This is a genomic window from Caballeronia sp. A2-2, assembly GCF_057612605.2.
This window is the reverse complement of the sequence record NZ_JBVFIR010000005.1, coordinates 159,108-172,256: the sequence shown is the minus strand read 5'-3', so window position 1 is coordinate 172,256 and position 13,149 is coordinate 159,108. Positions and strand designations below refer to the sequence as shown.

The 13,149-nt window shown below is 62.6% G+C and carries 11 protein-coding genes and 1 pseudogene; 8 read left to right on the top strand and 4 right to left on the bottom strand.

The window, feature by feature from the left end:
* Positions 1-65 precede the first annotated feature (65 nt).
* Entirely contained in the window at positions 66-833 is a 768-nt protein-coding gene (locus ACZCWR_RS34940; protein ID WP_487306841.1) for a hypothetical protein, read from the bottom strand.
* A gap of 210 nt (positions 834-1,043) precedes the next feature.
* Here ACZCWR_RS34940 and ACZCWR_RS34935 point away from each other — a divergent pair, with 210 nt between their 5' ends.
* From ACZCWR_RS34935 to ACZCWR_RS34920, 4 genes are all read left to right on the top strand, one after another.
* Entirely contained in the window at positions 1,044-2,246 is a 1,203-nt protein-coding gene (locus tag ACZCWR_RS34935) for a hypothetical protein (protein ID WP_487306840.1), read from the top strand.
* A gap of 91 nt (positions 2,247-2,337) precedes the next feature.
* Positions 2,338-3,321 carry a LuxR C-terminal-related transcriptional regulator gene (locus tag ACZCWR_RS34930; protein WP_487306839.1) on the top strand — a complete coding sequence of 328 codons (984 nt, stop codon included), beginning with the start codon at positions 2,338-2,340 and terminating at the stop codon, positions 3,319-3,321.
* 119 nt (positions 3,322-3,440) lie between these two features.
* Positions 3,441-3,950: a glycoside hydrolase family 108 protein gene (locus tag ACZCWR_RS34925; protein ID WP_487306838.1), complete on the top strand. Its 510-nt coding sequence runs from the start codon at positions 3,441-3,443 to the stop codon at positions 3,948-3,950.
* Positions 3,950-4,657, top strand: a complete 708-nt coding sequence (locus ACZCWR_RS34920) for a hypothetical protein (RefSeq protein WP_487307101.1) — start codon at positions 3,950-3,952, stop codon at positions 4,655-4,657. Before ACZCWR_RS34925 ends, ACZCWR_RS34920 begins: the two co-directional genes overlap by 1 nt.
* Here the strand turns inward: ACZCWR_RS34920 and ACZCWR_RS34915 are convergent.
* Positions 4,633-7,089: an AAA family ATPase gene (locus ACZCWR_RS34915; RefSeq protein WP_487306837.1), complete on the bottom strand. Its 2,457-nt coding sequence runs from the start codon at positions 7,087-7,089 to the stop codon at positions 4,633-4,635. The genes ACZCWR_RS34920 and ACZCWR_RS34915 overlap by 25 nt on opposite strands.
* A gap of 67 nt (positions 7,090-7,156) precedes the next feature.
* On the opposite strand from ACZCWR_RS34915, the gene ACZCWR_RS34910 reads away from it, so the two are divergent.
* Positions 7,157-7,423 carry a hypothetical protein gene (locus ACZCWR_RS34910; RefSeq protein WP_487306836.1) on the top strand — a complete coding sequence of 89 codons (267 nt, stop codon included), beginning with the start codon at positions 7,157-7,159 and terminating at the stop codon, positions 7,421-7,423.
* Here ACZCWR_RS34910 and ACZCWR_RS34905 read toward each other — a convergent pair.
* Positions 7,325-7,963, bottom strand: a pseudogene (locus ACZCWR_RS34905) (adenylate/guanylate cyclase domain-containing protein); the annotation flags it as partial. The gene ACZCWR_RS34910 and the pseudogene ACZCWR_RS34905 sit on opposite strands and share 99 nt — an antisense overlap.
* Positions 7,964-8,139: 176 nt before the next feature.
* Between ACZCWR_RS34905 and ACZCWR_RS34900 the strand changes: the two are divergent.
* The 3 genes from ACZCWR_RS34900 (at position 8,140) to ACZCWR_RS34890 (ending at position 11,906) form a co-directional block, all read left to right on the top strand.
* Positions 8,140-8,994 (top strand): lipase family protein, encoded by an 855-nt coding sequence (locus tag ACZCWR_RS34900; protein ID WP_487306835.1) that lies wholly within the window; start codon positions 8,140-8,142, stop codon positions 8,992-8,994.
* Positions 8,995-9,139: 145 nt separating this feature from the next.
* A complete protein-coding gene (locus tag ACZCWR_RS34895) occupies positions 9,140-10,600 on the top strand; it encodes an alkaline phosphatase family protein (RefSeq protein ID WP_487306834.1) in 1,461 nt (486 codons plus the stop codon).
* Positions 10,601-10,634: 34 nt separating this feature from the next.
* Positions 10,635-11,906: a hypothetical protein gene (locus ACZCWR_RS34890; protein ID WP_487306833.1), complete on the top strand. Its 1,272-nt coding sequence runs from the start codon at positions 10,635-10,637 to the stop codon at positions 11,904-11,906.
* A gap of 69 nt (positions 11,907-11,975) precedes the next feature.
* Here the strand turns inward: ACZCWR_RS34890 and ACZCWR_RS34885 are convergent, their stop codons facing one another.
* On the bottom strand, positions 11,976-13,010 hold the full coding sequence (locus ACZCWR_RS34885) for a glycoside hydrolase family 5 protein (RefSeq protein ID WP_487306832.1): 1,035 nt from the start codon (positions 13,008-13,010) through the stop codon (positions 11,976-11,978).
* Positions 13,011-13,149: the final 139 nt, after the last annotated feature.

Genomic DNA, 13,149 nt, shown 5'->3' with positions numbered 1-13,149 from the left:
AAGCGTGGCAGCTCAAAGTCTTTCGCGTCACGCGTCGCAACGTCGTGATTGCGCCGACGCGAACATCAAGCGTTGGCCTCCAGCGCCAGCAACTTGAGCACGACCAATATCACCGCATGATTCTCGGGCACGATTTCAATGCCGAGCGCCTCTCTCATCCATTCGCCGAGCCGAGTCCGCGCGAAATCCGCCGGACTCGCTGATTTCTTGAGCCGCACGCCGAGCTTGCGGGCGTGATACTGATAAGACGCCAGCCGATGCCGGTCCGCCAGCGCCTTCAGTCCACCTTCGTCGTCGGCGCGCGCGCCAATGCAGCCCGCGAGAATCAGCCGCTCCGCGTCCGATAGCGCATCCACGAAAACACGCGCTTTCTGCCGCACACGCCGCTCGTTCAGCCCATATTCGACGAGCACCGATTCCACCGGATCATCGAGCGAGCTCGCGTGCGATTCGAGTTCGGTTGAAACGCCGTCCATCTCGATCGACACATTGCGCCGATGCGCCGCGCTGCGCAGGCAGTCGATCAGGTAATGCCGGAAGTACGCGCAGATCGCATAGGCATTCGACGGTGCGGTGTCCGCGCGACCGGCATCGGATGCGCATTCGCGGTCGAGTCGCAGCACGCGCAAATAAATGAACTGCGCGATCAATTCCTCCTTGTCCTCCGCCAACGCGCGCAATTCGGACGGAAAGTTGCCCCGCAGCGCACGCCGCACATGCGCATAGACGCTGCCGATTTCGGCATCCGCGAGATGGGCGCGCCGTCGCCACAGATCGACGAACGCGACGGTTTCATCGGCATCGTTACGAGCGGCGCTCAGCACTTCGGACATGACGTCCTCCGGCGAAATTAAATATCGATCGGGACGCATGCAGGGTAGGGGCGCGCAAGCGCCGCCAATCGGCCAGACGGCCTACATCGAAAGTCGTAGAGATCGGCCGATGCCGTTCGTCAACATCAACGAACAAGGACCGCGCAAATTCAAAATGTCGCGTCGATCCGCGTATTCCAGTCATGTCCCCACCGACGCGAGGAGTTCATCATGCCAACACAAACGCCGCAGGAAGATGCATGGAACTACGCCGGCGCCAACGTTCCGAAACTGATCGAACAATGCGAAAGATTGCTCGATTACGCGTCGAACAAAGGCATCGGCTTCGACAGGAACATCGCGCGGGAAATTGCCGACGCGCGCGCGGCATTCGCACGCGGCCGATGGACGCCGGAGTTCGAAGCCAGCCTGTACGCCGCCAAGGCATCGCTGACCCACGCGATCAGCCCGGTGACGCTCCACACGCTGTGCGACAGCACGATTCAGGAAGCCAGAAAGATCACGCGCTTTTATTTCCGGCTGACGCTCGCGCTCGTCGTGTTGATCGTTCCCGTGTCGATGATCGTCTTCACGGATTCCTCACTATCGGCGAAGGGCAAGGAGCTCATCAAGGAAAACGACCGTCTCTCGCTGAGCCTGCACAACGAATTGCAGGACTATCTCATCGCGATTCAGACGCAGACGCCAGCCTCGCGCAAGACCGACGTGACCCTTCACCCCATCTCCATGCAACCCGCATCGGATCCCACGCTCAGGCTTTCCGTGACGCCGTCCGCGATGGAACTCAAGCAGCAGTTGCAGGACTTCGCGCGCAACAATCGCCAGCTTTACGCGGAAACGAAGTGGCTCATCGACCTGACGCTGCACGCGAACGACAACATCTACGAATCGCCGTGGATGCTGAGCGGCCCGACCTTGCGCCGCAATCTCGAACTCGATCTGCCGATTCTCGCGGAACCGCCAAGCGACAGCACCACGAACGTATCCGCGCCTAAACCCGCGGAAGCAATCGACGACGGCATGCGCAAGCTCGCCGTCTATCAGGACATTCGCGCGATGGCGCAGAACGCGCAGCGCACGAGCGATATTTTCTGGGGCGCGGTGACGACCTATCTGCTGCCGGTGCTGTATGCGGTGCTGGGCGCGCTTGCGTTCATCCTGCGGGAACTGACGGAGCAGAATTCGCGCAAGACGTTCTATCCCGCGTATGCCCGGCTCGCCAATCGCATGCGACTGTTGACGGCGATCATCGTCGGCACGGTGATCGGACTATTCGACAACGTGTTCAAGTCGCCGGGCAGCGTCGCGTCGGCTTCGCCGCTGGCGATTGCGTTTCTCGCGGGTTATGCGTCCGATGCATTTTTCGCTTTCCTGAACAAATCCGGTTTGCAGACGCGTGGCAAGCAAGCGTGATGTCCGATTTACACTAGATTAAGGAGTTGCAGAACGCTGCCCGCGCTTTCTAGCATGATTGCATTGAAAGGTCATCGCGGCGCGGGGCGACATGGATATCCTTTTGACGGGGCCGTCCGGGCTGTTCCGCGAAGGGATCGCGGCGCTGTTGCGCGGCTTCGCGCAGGACGCGCGCGTGCGCACGAGCGACGTGGCTTCTTTCGACGCGACGCGACCCGATTGCATCGTGATCGACGGCGACGCATTAAACCTTTCCGGCGATGCGGAAGCAACGCTGCGCGCCCACGCGCAAGTCATGCCCGTGATCGTGCTGCTGAGCGTGGCCGATCGCGATGTCGTGGCGCGGCTGATCGCGGCGGGCGTGTCGGGTTGCGTGGCGAAGTCGGCATCGTGCGAATTGCTGTTCAGCGCGATGCGTCTGGCTTTCGCGGGCGGCGTTTATTATCCGCGCGCGCAGTGGACGGACGACCGCGCGATCCCTGCCGCCGACGCCAGCGATCTCTGCCTCACGCCCCGGCAAATCGAAGTGCTCGCGCTCCTCGCGCGCGGCCTGTCGAACAAAGCGATCGCACGCCGGCTCGATGTCACCGAGGCCACGGTGAAGACTCATCTCACGACCATCTTCAGGACGCTCAACGTGTCGAGCCGAGGAGAGGCGAGCGCGCTCGCCTCGCGCATGGAGAAGATTCGCGAAGCGCAGGCGCGGCGCGCCATCGACGGACATGCGGTGCTCGGCAAGTTGCTCGCCCACATGCACAGCCGGCATTTTCGCGCGGGCGATGTGCTGTTCCGCCAGGGCGACCCCGGCGGCGAACTGTTCTACGTCGAACGCGGAGCGGTGCGTCTGAAAGAATTGAACGTCGATCTCGGCCCGGGCACGGTGTTCGGCGAGATCGGTCTGTTCTCGCCGGAGCGCCGCCGGACTTCGACGGCCGTATGCGGCACCGATTGCGATCTGCGCACCGTGTCCGCCGCCGACGCCATCCGTCTCTACTATCAGGAGCCGGAGTTCGCGCTCTATCTCATTCAACTCGTTGCGGGACGGCTTCAGGCCGATATGTCGCGGCGTGTCTGAGCATCGTTCTATTTTGTAGCCGAAGAATCGTTCTTCCAATCAGCACGGGCCATCTTAACCGACTCGCGCGACAAGTCCGCGTTACCAGACGCGCATTCTTGAACCTGGGGGACGATGTCATGAACAGTCCAGTCGAAGTAACGTCGAACAACAGTTTCGACGATGCCTTCCGCGCGTTGATCGGCAGCGAAGGAGGGTATTCGTTCAATCCGGCCGATCCGGGCGGCGAGACCATGTGGGGCGTGACGGCCCGCGTCGCGCGCGCCTACGGCTATGCCGGTTCCATGCGCGATTTGCCGCTCGCGCTTGCCAAGAAGATCGCGAAGACGAAGTACTGGGACCCGCTGGAACTCGACACATTCGATCCGCGCGTCGCCTTCCAGATCTTCGATGCCAACTACAACGGCGGCCTGATCGTCGTCTGGATGCAGAAAGCCGCCGGCGTCGATCCCGACGGCAAGTTCGGCCCGGCGACCGTCGCCGCCGTGCAGGCCGCCAATCCCATGCAGTTCATCATGCGCTTCGCCGCGTACCGGCTGCGCTATCTCAAGGGATTGCATACATGGCCGACCTTCAGCCGGGGCTGGACCGACCGCCTCGCCAAGAACCTTCTGATGGGAGCAGCATGATGGACTGGAACAAAGTGGCATCGACGATCGGTTCCACGGCGCCGCTGCTGGCGGCCCTCGTGGGCGGACCCATCGGACTGGGCGTGACGGCGGCATCGACGATACTCTCGCATGTGCTTGGCACGGCGAACGATCCGCAGTCGGTTTCGGCGGCGCTGGAAGACCCTGCCGCGCTCGAAAAGGTCAAACAGGCGGAGAACGCCAACTCCATTCAGCTTCAGCAGCTTTCCGTCACGGCGGCGCAGGCGCAACTCACCCAGAGCCTGGAGATGGCGCGCGTGCAGGCGGGCGATCGCGCCAACGCGCGCTCGATGGGCACCTCGACGCGCGATTGGGTGCCCAAGGTGCTCGCCATGGCGGTCACGGCGGGATTCTTCGGAATCCTGTTGTTGATGACCCTGAGAGAACTGCCGGAAGACAACCGCGATCTCGTCAACGTGATTTTGGGTTCGCTCGGCACGGCGTGGATCAGCATCATCGGCTATTACTTCGGGACGTCGGCGGGCTCGGCGCGCAAGACCGAATTGCTGTCCAAGCCGAGCGTGCCGATTCTTCCCGATTCCTCGCTCACGTTGCGCGAGTCTTCGGCCGGGACGTCGGCGGCGAGACAGGCGGATGCATCGGCGGATCTCTCTCATCACGCGAGTTCGGACATGCCCTTGCCCGGCGCGCAGGGCGGCAGTTATTCGGCGGTCGGAGCGGGCTGACCTGGAGACAAGAGTCGTCGTGCATCGACGAGCAGCGGGCAGTCCTGTCCTTCGTCAAATGGCGCGATGACCGGTTCGAGCAACGCACGCGCTTCGTCATGGCGGCCTTCGTCATGCAATATGTCCGCTAACTCCATGCACGCGCGCAGTTCGAGCAATCGCAGATTCTGCGCGCGAGCCTGAGCAGCGGCCGCGCGCAGCCGCTTCATCGCGATGCGCCGCGAACCGTGCGGGTCCAGCCGTTCCACCACGCCCGCCGCATACGCGAGATCGACCAGACCGATCCGCTGACCGGTATGCAGACAATCCGCACGCGCGGCGGCAATACTGCGCCGCGCCAGTTCGACATGACCGAGACGCGCAAGCGCCTGCGCGCGCCACGAGTGCAGATAGCCCAAATCGTTGCGCCCGCCGTTGTTCTCCAGATGCGCGATGGCATCGTCGAAACGTGCGAGCGCGTGCTCGTATCGCGTTTCGCGCATCCACGCAACGCCTTCGTAGATCATCGCCCAACCTTTCCAGAAGGGCAGATGCTGCGTGTCGCACAGTTCCGTGCAACGGCGGCACAGTTCGCGCCCGGCGACGAGATCGCCCACTTCCACGAAAGGCCGCGCCGCGAGACTCAACGCGCCCGAGAGCACGAACGGCTGCGCGAGGGAATCGGCGTGTTCGATCGCCATGCGCGACAACCGGCGCGCCTGATCGAAGTGCCCGTTCGCCAGATGGCAATAGCTCAGCCAGCAGCAGGCCGTCACCCTCGCGTCGTTGAGCCGGCCATAGCCGGTGTAACGCGCCACATCGTACGTGTCGATGATGAATTCGAGCAGCGCCACGCAACGCGCGAAGTCCGCGCGCTGGTAGAGCACCGGCCCGACCGATGCATACGCGACGATCTTGCTATCAATGTCCTGCGTGTGCGCGGCGAGTTCGATAAGCCGCTCGGTCGTCGCGAACGACTTGCGCGAGTCCGCCGACGCATACGCGCACACATTGATGCCGACCAGCGCCAGCACCAGCAAGCGCTCGTGCGTCACGCCGTCGAGCAGCGTTTCGGCGCGCGCCCAAAGCGTTTCGACTTCCGGGCACGCATAACCCCGGAGCGCCCAGTGACAGGCCGCGCCTGTCACCAGCAGCGCGACTTCGAGTTCGGCGCGTTGCGCGGGCGCGGCCTGCTCGATGAACGCGAGCCCGGATTCCACATGCATCAATCCTTCGAGATGACGGTTGCGCGCAATCGCCGCGCGCGCAGCCGTGGCCCACTGACGCAGCGCGGCATCGATCATTCCGGCCCGGGCCAGATGTTGCGCGAGCAATTCCGGATTGGCCCGCGCGCGCTCGCCGAACGCATCGCCCAGCGCCTTCGCGATGCGCGCATGGATGCGCACGCGCTGGCTTCTGAGCAGGCTGTCGTACGCGACGTCGCCCACCAGCGCATGCTTGAAACGGTACACGGCGTCATCGCCCGAACCGACACGGAACACGAGACCGCTCGCTTCGAGCGCATCGAGCGCGTGGGCAAGCTGCGGCACATCGATGTCCGCGATCGCGGCGAGCAGCGCATGATCGAATTCCCGCCCGATGCACGCGCCGATCTGCGCCACCGCCTTGACCGGCGCGAGGTGGTCGAGCCGCGCCATCAGCGAATCGTGCAGCGTGGAGGGAATGGCGAGCGGCGCGAGCGGGCCGTTGGTTTCCCAGTGATCGCCTGCATCGCGGAGAAAGCCGGATTCGAGCACGGTCTGCGTCAATTCTTCGACGAACAGCGGCACGCCGTCCGCGCGTTCGAGAATCTGCTCCAGCACGTCGGGCGGCAGCGGCTTGACGGCGGTCAGCCGCTCCGCGATCTGCGCGCCATGCCGCCGCGCCAGCCGGTTCAGATACAGCAGCGTGACATTGCCATGCGCGGTCCACTCCGGCGTGAACTCCGGGCGGCACGTCACGAGCAGCAGAATCGGCCAGTGCCGGATACGTTCGATGAAGCGCGCGATGGTGTCGAGCGTGTCGGCATCGGCCCATTGCGCATCTTCGAAAATCATCAGCAGCGGATGCCCGCGCGAGAGGCGCAACGGCTGTTCGACCAGCGCGTCGATGGTGGCTTCGCGCAGCCGTTGCGGCGAATCCATGCGCGGCGAATAGCGCTCGGTCGGCAGCGAGAGCAGGGCGGCGAACAGGGGCGCCACGTCTTCGCGTTCTTCCGGATCGAGATGCAGTGCGGCTTCGAGTTTGTCGAGACGCGTGTGCGCCGTGTCGTGACGGCTGAAGCCGCTCGTCTCCGACAGATGCGCGATCACCGGATGAAACGGCGAATGCGTTTGAAACGGCGAGCACTGATAGAGCAATGTGAGATGTTGTTCCCCGTCTGCGCTCAACCGGTCGCGCAGCACATGGGCAATACGACTTTTGCCGATGCCCGGTTCTCCCGCCAGCACCACCGCCTGCCCCTCGCCGTCCCTCGCCGTCCCTCGCGATACGCCAGCGCGACAGCAGCAGATCCACTTCGTGTTCGCGACCGATGAACGGCGTGCTGCGGTCGGGCCGGTTCGCGCTGAAGCGGCTCTCGCGATGCGCGATGCCCGTGACGCGCGTCAGCCGCAACGGCCCGCCGATGCCCTTGAGCACGTGCTCGCCGAGATCGTCGAACTCGAACGTGCCGCCGAGCAGCCGCCGCGTGGCCGGGGCGATCACGATCTGGTCGGCGCCCGCGAATGCGCACAGACGCGCGGCGAGATTAGGTGTCGCGCCCACGGCGGTTTCGAAGGAGGTTGATTCGCCAACCACCACCGGCCCGGTCGCCACGCCGATATGCACGCGCAGCGGCACGGCGAAGACGACCGTGCCGACCTCCGCGACAATGTCGAGCGCGGCGCGCACGGCACGTTCGGCGGCATCTTCACGCGCCTGCGGATAACCGAAATAGACGACGAGGCCATCGCCGAGATACTGCGCGACGTGACCATCGTAGCGGGCTACGACGCGTCCGCACGCATCCTGATACGCGCGCATGACATCGCGCAGATCTTCGGCGTCCATCGACTGGGCGAGTTCGGTGGACCCGGCGAGATCGCAGAACACCACGGTGAGATGGCGGCGCTCGCCGTGCACGGTGCGCGGTTGTACCGCTGTTTTCACTTTGCCCTTTGACAGCGCATCGAGCAGACGCCGGCGATGCCCGAGCAACACGCCAAGTTCGATGAAGTCGCTATCGGTCAGAAGCGCGAGCGAATCGAGATCGACGCCATTGGCCTGAAACACGGCTGCATAGCGTTCGAGGCCGAGTTCGGCGAGCCAGGACGAAAGCGAGTCCATCGCACGGTTCCTTCTTGCATGGAGGGCGTTTCACGGATGGATTGTGCGCTTCGGGAACTTATCATGCATCTCCGGTGCGCACGGTCGTTTGCTTTTATAAAATAAAAGGAATCCGAATCTAATAAGCGTTCAAAGTGTAGGTGAGACCGTTCCTGCAACGTTTGATGGAGACGAAGATGCCCGGCATTTCCTATGATCCGAGTCGCGACGCCTTGGAAACGCCGCAAATGCGCGCGACCGTGTTTGCAGCAGGCACCGTCTACGACGACCTCGCGCTGGCCGTGGAATGCGCGCGGCTCGCCTATGTGCATTATGAGGCGGGTGGCGCGGAACTCGACCGTCTGAAGGAAGCAGTGGGCCGCGTGGGTCTCGGCGATATCGCCGTGTTCGAAGATGCTCGCACCGGCACGCAGGGCTATGGCGCATCGCGACCCGCGGACGGCCTTTGCGTGCTCGCGTTTCGCGGCACGGAGCCGAACCGGCTGACCGATCTGGGCGTCGATCTGCAAGTCAGCCTGACAGAGTGGAGCGAGAAAGCGGGCCGCGTGCATGAAGGATTCGCGCGCGCGGCGCGCAGTATTCGCGGACCGGTCGACCAGTGGCTGCAAGACACGCGGACCACGAGGAGCCGGATTATCGTGACCGGTCATAGTCTGGGCGCGGCCATCGCCACGCTGTATGCCAGCCTGATCGTGCCGGATAAGCTCATCACCATCGGCTCGCCGCGTGTGGGCGATGCGGCATTCGTCGCCACGCTCGCGGGCATCGACATGACGCGTCTGGTCGATTGCTGCGATGTCGTGACCGAGCTTCCGCCCGCCGTGGGCGGTTACGTGCACGCGTGCGACGCTGCCTATCTGAATCGCGATGGCGTGCTCGATACAACAGCCGCGCCCGACTTCGTGCGCGACGACCGACTCGCCGCGCGCGTGGACTATCTGCGCGACTACGCGTGGAAGACCGGCAATGTCGTGCTGCGCGATCTCGCCGATCATGCGCCCATCAATTATGTGCGGTGCTTTATCGCATGAAGCCGATGTAAGCGTGCCCGACATAAACGTTAGACATGCGAACCGGTCATGGAGCATCGTTGTCGATACGTGGGTTAGCGTACATTGGCGTGGGGGATAACGAGGGAGATTAAGCGGCAATCCGAATGCTGTCCCGGGAGACGTCATGGCCGAAATCAAACATGTGTTCGTGCTCGCGATGGAAAACCGGTCCTTCGATCATGTATTCGGATTGTCCGGTTTAAACGGCGTGCAACCGCCCGACCCGTCGTGGAAATTTCTCGATGGCGCACCGGATCGCATGACCAGCGATCCTCCGCACGAGTTCGAGGACGTTCGTCAACAAATCCTGCCCGCGCCGGGCGACGACCGGCCCATGAGCGGTTTCACGAGCAATCCATCCGCGATGCAAGGCTTCGGGCCCGGCACATTGAGCGTGCTGTCGCAACTGGCGCAAGAGTTCGTTCTCTTCGACAACTGGTATTCGTCCGTGCCCGGCCCGACCTGGCCGAACCGATTCTTCATCCACGCGGCGTCATCCGGTGGGCTCGACAACAGTCCGAGCGGCATCACCAGCGTGGCATCCGAAACGATCGACAGCCTCGGCTTCTCTTTCGAGCACGGCACGCTGTTCGACTCTCTGGAAAAGGTTGGCACGAAATGGCGTGTGTATCACGCCGATGCCTTCCCTCAGGTGCTGGCGATCAAAGGGCTCGTCGAACGCTTCTTTCACGACGAGCGCTTCAGGCGTCTGAAGCCTGACGATCCCGGCGACAGCTTCGCCAGCGATCTGCAGGATGGTTACGACATCGGCTATACGTTCATCGAACCGGATTATGGTCTGCTGAGCGGAAATTTTTCGAAGGGCAACTCGCATCACCCGATAGGCTCCATGTCGGCCGGTGAATCGCTGATCCGATACGTGTACGAAATCATTCGGAGTTCGCCGGTGTGGGCAGAGTCGCTCTTGCTCATCACCTGGGACGAACACGGCGGCTTCTTCGATCATGAAAAGCCACCCGCCGCCGTGCCGCCCGGCGATACCGATTTGAATGGGTCGCGCGCTGCGCACCCGCAAAAGTTTGAATTCGACAGCCTGGGTGTTCGCGTGCCTGCATTGCTCATATCGCCTTACGCGACGCGTGGCGGACTGGGCAGCAGCGTATGTGCCGGAAAGACCTTCGATCATGCATCCATCGTGCGTGCGGTGCGCGAAACCTTCCACATCGAAACGCCGCTGACCGCACGCGATGCCGCATCGCCTTCCTGGGCGGGCGCGCTTCTGGATACTCCCAGAAGCGCAGGCAACGATGGCCCGGCGAAGCTCAATGCGCCTGCCGCGCCACTCGCCGCCGAGATGCAAGGCACACCCGCGGTTGCCGACCCGACGAGCAGTCAATACAACGGCTTCGCGGATATCGCGAAAGCGCTCGATCTGAAAATGGCGGCCGAGAACGCGACGCAGCCGGCCGCTCACGACCCGGCGTTGTTCGGCGCGCGAATCGGCCCGCAGCGCGCATTGCAGACTCCGGGTGGAACGGCCGCCGTGCCCGCGCCGAACGCTCAGACCCTGGCCGAGTATGTGGCTTACGTGGCGCATCAATCGCTTATGCATGAACGGCAGTAGCCGCGCTCTACCCTTCTTGAAGGAGTTGTCGATCATGCATACCTTTCCGATGCGGATGCGCTCAGCACGCGCGACCCTTGCGCTTTTCGTGGCGTTGGCGAGCGCGGCTTGCACGATGCCTTTCCGAAATCCTGTCTATGCCGATCGCACGAACAGAGCATCGGATGACATCAGCTTCACGGGTGTCGTCGGCGAGATCGACAGGCAATATGGCCTCGACGTGATTCTGGTTCACGGCATGTGCACGCATGACGGCGCATGGGCGAACGAGGCGATCGCTTCCATGACCACCAAACTGCACGGAACGTTGCCGACAACGGCGATCTTGCCCCACTCGGTTCCGGATACGGATATGCAGTTATACCAACGAACGATCGACACGAAAAAAGGTCCGGTGCGCGTCAATGCGATTGTCTGGTCACGAGTCACGACGCAGCTGAAACGACAGCTTTGCTATGACCAGACCAAGAAAATTCAAAGCAGCGCCGGTACGAATGCGTACTGCGAAAGGCCCAATGAAGTCGCGACATATCCATATGAGCGCGCCGGAACGCTCAATGTGCTGTTGAAGGATTCCATTCTCGACGATTGCCTCGCGGATGCCGTCATCTACGAGGGCCAGTCCAGAGACGAGATCAATGTACAGATGCAGAAAGCCATCATTCAGGCTTTGGGCACGTCGGGCAGCGACAGCGATGTTTCGACACTCGCTTCCGACCCGCAACAAATGCTGAAGGCAGTCGAAAACAGAAAGGAACCGCGTCTGATCGTGATAACCGACAGCCTGGGCAGCAAGATCGCTTTCGACGCCCTTTTCAAGCTCAAATACAATCCGGCGACGAAAACAGCGGCTCAGGTCACCCTCGATCGCACGGCGTACGTGTTCATGCGTGCCAATCAGTTGCCGATTCTCGGGCTCGGGGACCAGAAGGTGGCTTTGAAACAAACGGGCAAAGACAGCGTGAAAAACATCTTCAATCAGGGTGTGTCGAACGTGCCGCCGCAGGAGTATCCAAGGGATCCGCTGGCCGAGCTGTTCAAGTCGAAATCGACGTTTTCGGAGGGAACAACGATCAAGGGCATCGTCGCGTTCACGGATCCCGACGATCTTCTCTCGTATATTCTCGTGCCCAGCGACGATCCGGCATTGCAAGGGGTTCCGGTCATCGACGGAATCGTGTCGACGGAGCCGACTTATCTGGGTCTCGTTGAACGGCCGGATAGGGCACACCTGCGTTATCCCACCAATCCGCACGTCACGGAGGCGATCGTGTGTGGCAAGCCGAAAAGCGGGGACTGCGATTAGACAAGCCGGATGCAACGCGGCAGGATAAACCGGCTCGTCCGTTTTGCGTAGTAGTCTTATCGAGCGAAATCACTGTATGACGTTCGATGGCGCGCCCGTCTGAAACCACGTCTGCACCAGCTTTCCAATGCCATAACCCGGCGTATAGCCTTTCGGATTGCCATTCCAGCGGCACGCCAACCGGTTGCCCTGAGGATCGACGAACGTGGACACCCGGTCATTCGGGAAGTTATAAATGGCGCTGCCAAAGCCCGCGGAGGCCCAGTCCCAGCTCCCGGCTTCGAGCCCGATATGGCGCTCGTCGAGATACTTGATGAAATCCACCGTCGCTTCGGGCGTGCCCGGATCGCAGTGATAGCCGATCCCCCATTCGCTGATGAGCACGGGCCGCGTCTTCGCGACATCGCCGAACTTCACGTCCCACACCGCGCGGGACTGGTCCTTATGGTTGAGCGAATACGGATGCGCCGCATAGACGACCTGATGCAGCGGATCGTCCAGTTCCGGTGCGCCGCCGAGCTGCTGTGCGTACTGAAGGCCATCCGCGACGATCACGTTGTGCGCGCCGCTCGCGCGGATCGTCGCGATCAGGCGGTTCATCGTGCGTGACCAGCGTGGCCAGTCCGCAGGCGGGAACGGCACGACAGCCTGCCACCCGATATGCGGCTCGTTGAACAGCTCGAACATCACGCCGCGATCGTCGCGGAATGCCGGTGCGAGGACTTGCCAGACACGCTGCGTGGCATCGCCCGGCAGCGCGACGGGGCGCTTGGGGTCGCCGGTCTGCGGCTCATCCTGAACGCTCACGATCACGACGAGACCCGCCGCGCGCGCCGCGCGAATCGCGCCGATGGCCTTCGCGCGGAAGTCGGGCGTGGAGCGCGGGTCCTGCGGGTCCATGCCGGGCTGTGCAAGCTGAATGCGCACGGAGTCTGCGCCGAATTGGCGCATCTGCGTGTATTCGGCGGGACTGTAGTCTTGCGCGGCCGTCGTCCAGAACGGCTGTTGCTTCGGCAGTTCGGATGGCGGCACTTCGAATGCAATCTGATAGAACCCGTGCGGCGTCCACGGCGTGCCGCCGCGCAGGATGCGATTGCCGCTCACGGTGACTGCATCGGGGCGTGGCGTCGCGGTGTCGGGCGCAGATGGAACGCCGCCATGGGCCGTCGCGATCGATATCAAGGAAGCCGCGAGCGCAAAAGAGATTTTATTGAGTTTGCAAGGCATATCGATTGATCCGTTG

Bases quoted from the DNA above. Each gene is read 5' to 3' on its own strand.
- ACZCWR_RS34925 (WP_487306838.1), top strand. From the start codon at position 3,441: ATGAACAGTCCAGTCGAAGTAACGTCGAACAACAGTTTCGACGATGCC.
- ACZCWR_RS34920 (WP_487307101.1), top strand. From the start codon at position 3,950: ATGGACTGGAACAAAGTGGCATCGACGATCGGTTCCACGGCGCCGCTG.
- ACZCWR_RS34900 (WP_487306835.1), top strand. From the start codon at position 8,140: ATGCCCGGCATTTCCTATGATCCGAGTCGCGACGCCTTGGAAACGCCG.
- ACZCWR_RS34930 (WP_487306839.1), top strand. From the start codon at position 2,338: ATGGATATCCTTTTGACGGGGCCGTCCGGGCTGTTCCGCGAAGGGATC.
- ACZCWR_RS34940 (WP_487306841.1), bottom strand. From the start codon at position 833: ATGTCCGAAGTGCTGAGCGCCGCTCGTAACGATGCCGATGAAACCGTC.
- ACZCWR_RS34935 (WP_487306840.1), top strand. From the start codon at position 1,044: ATGCCAACACAAACGCCGCAGGAAGATGCATGGAACTACGCCGGCGCC.
- ACZCWR_RS34895 (WP_487306834.1), top strand. From the start codon at position 9,140: ATGGCCGAAATCAAACATGTGTTCGTGCTCGCGATGGAAAACCGGTCC.
- ACZCWR_RS34890 (WP_487306833.1), top strand. From the start codon at position 10,635: ATGCATACCTTTCCGATGCGGATGCGCTCAGCACGCGCGACCCTTGCG.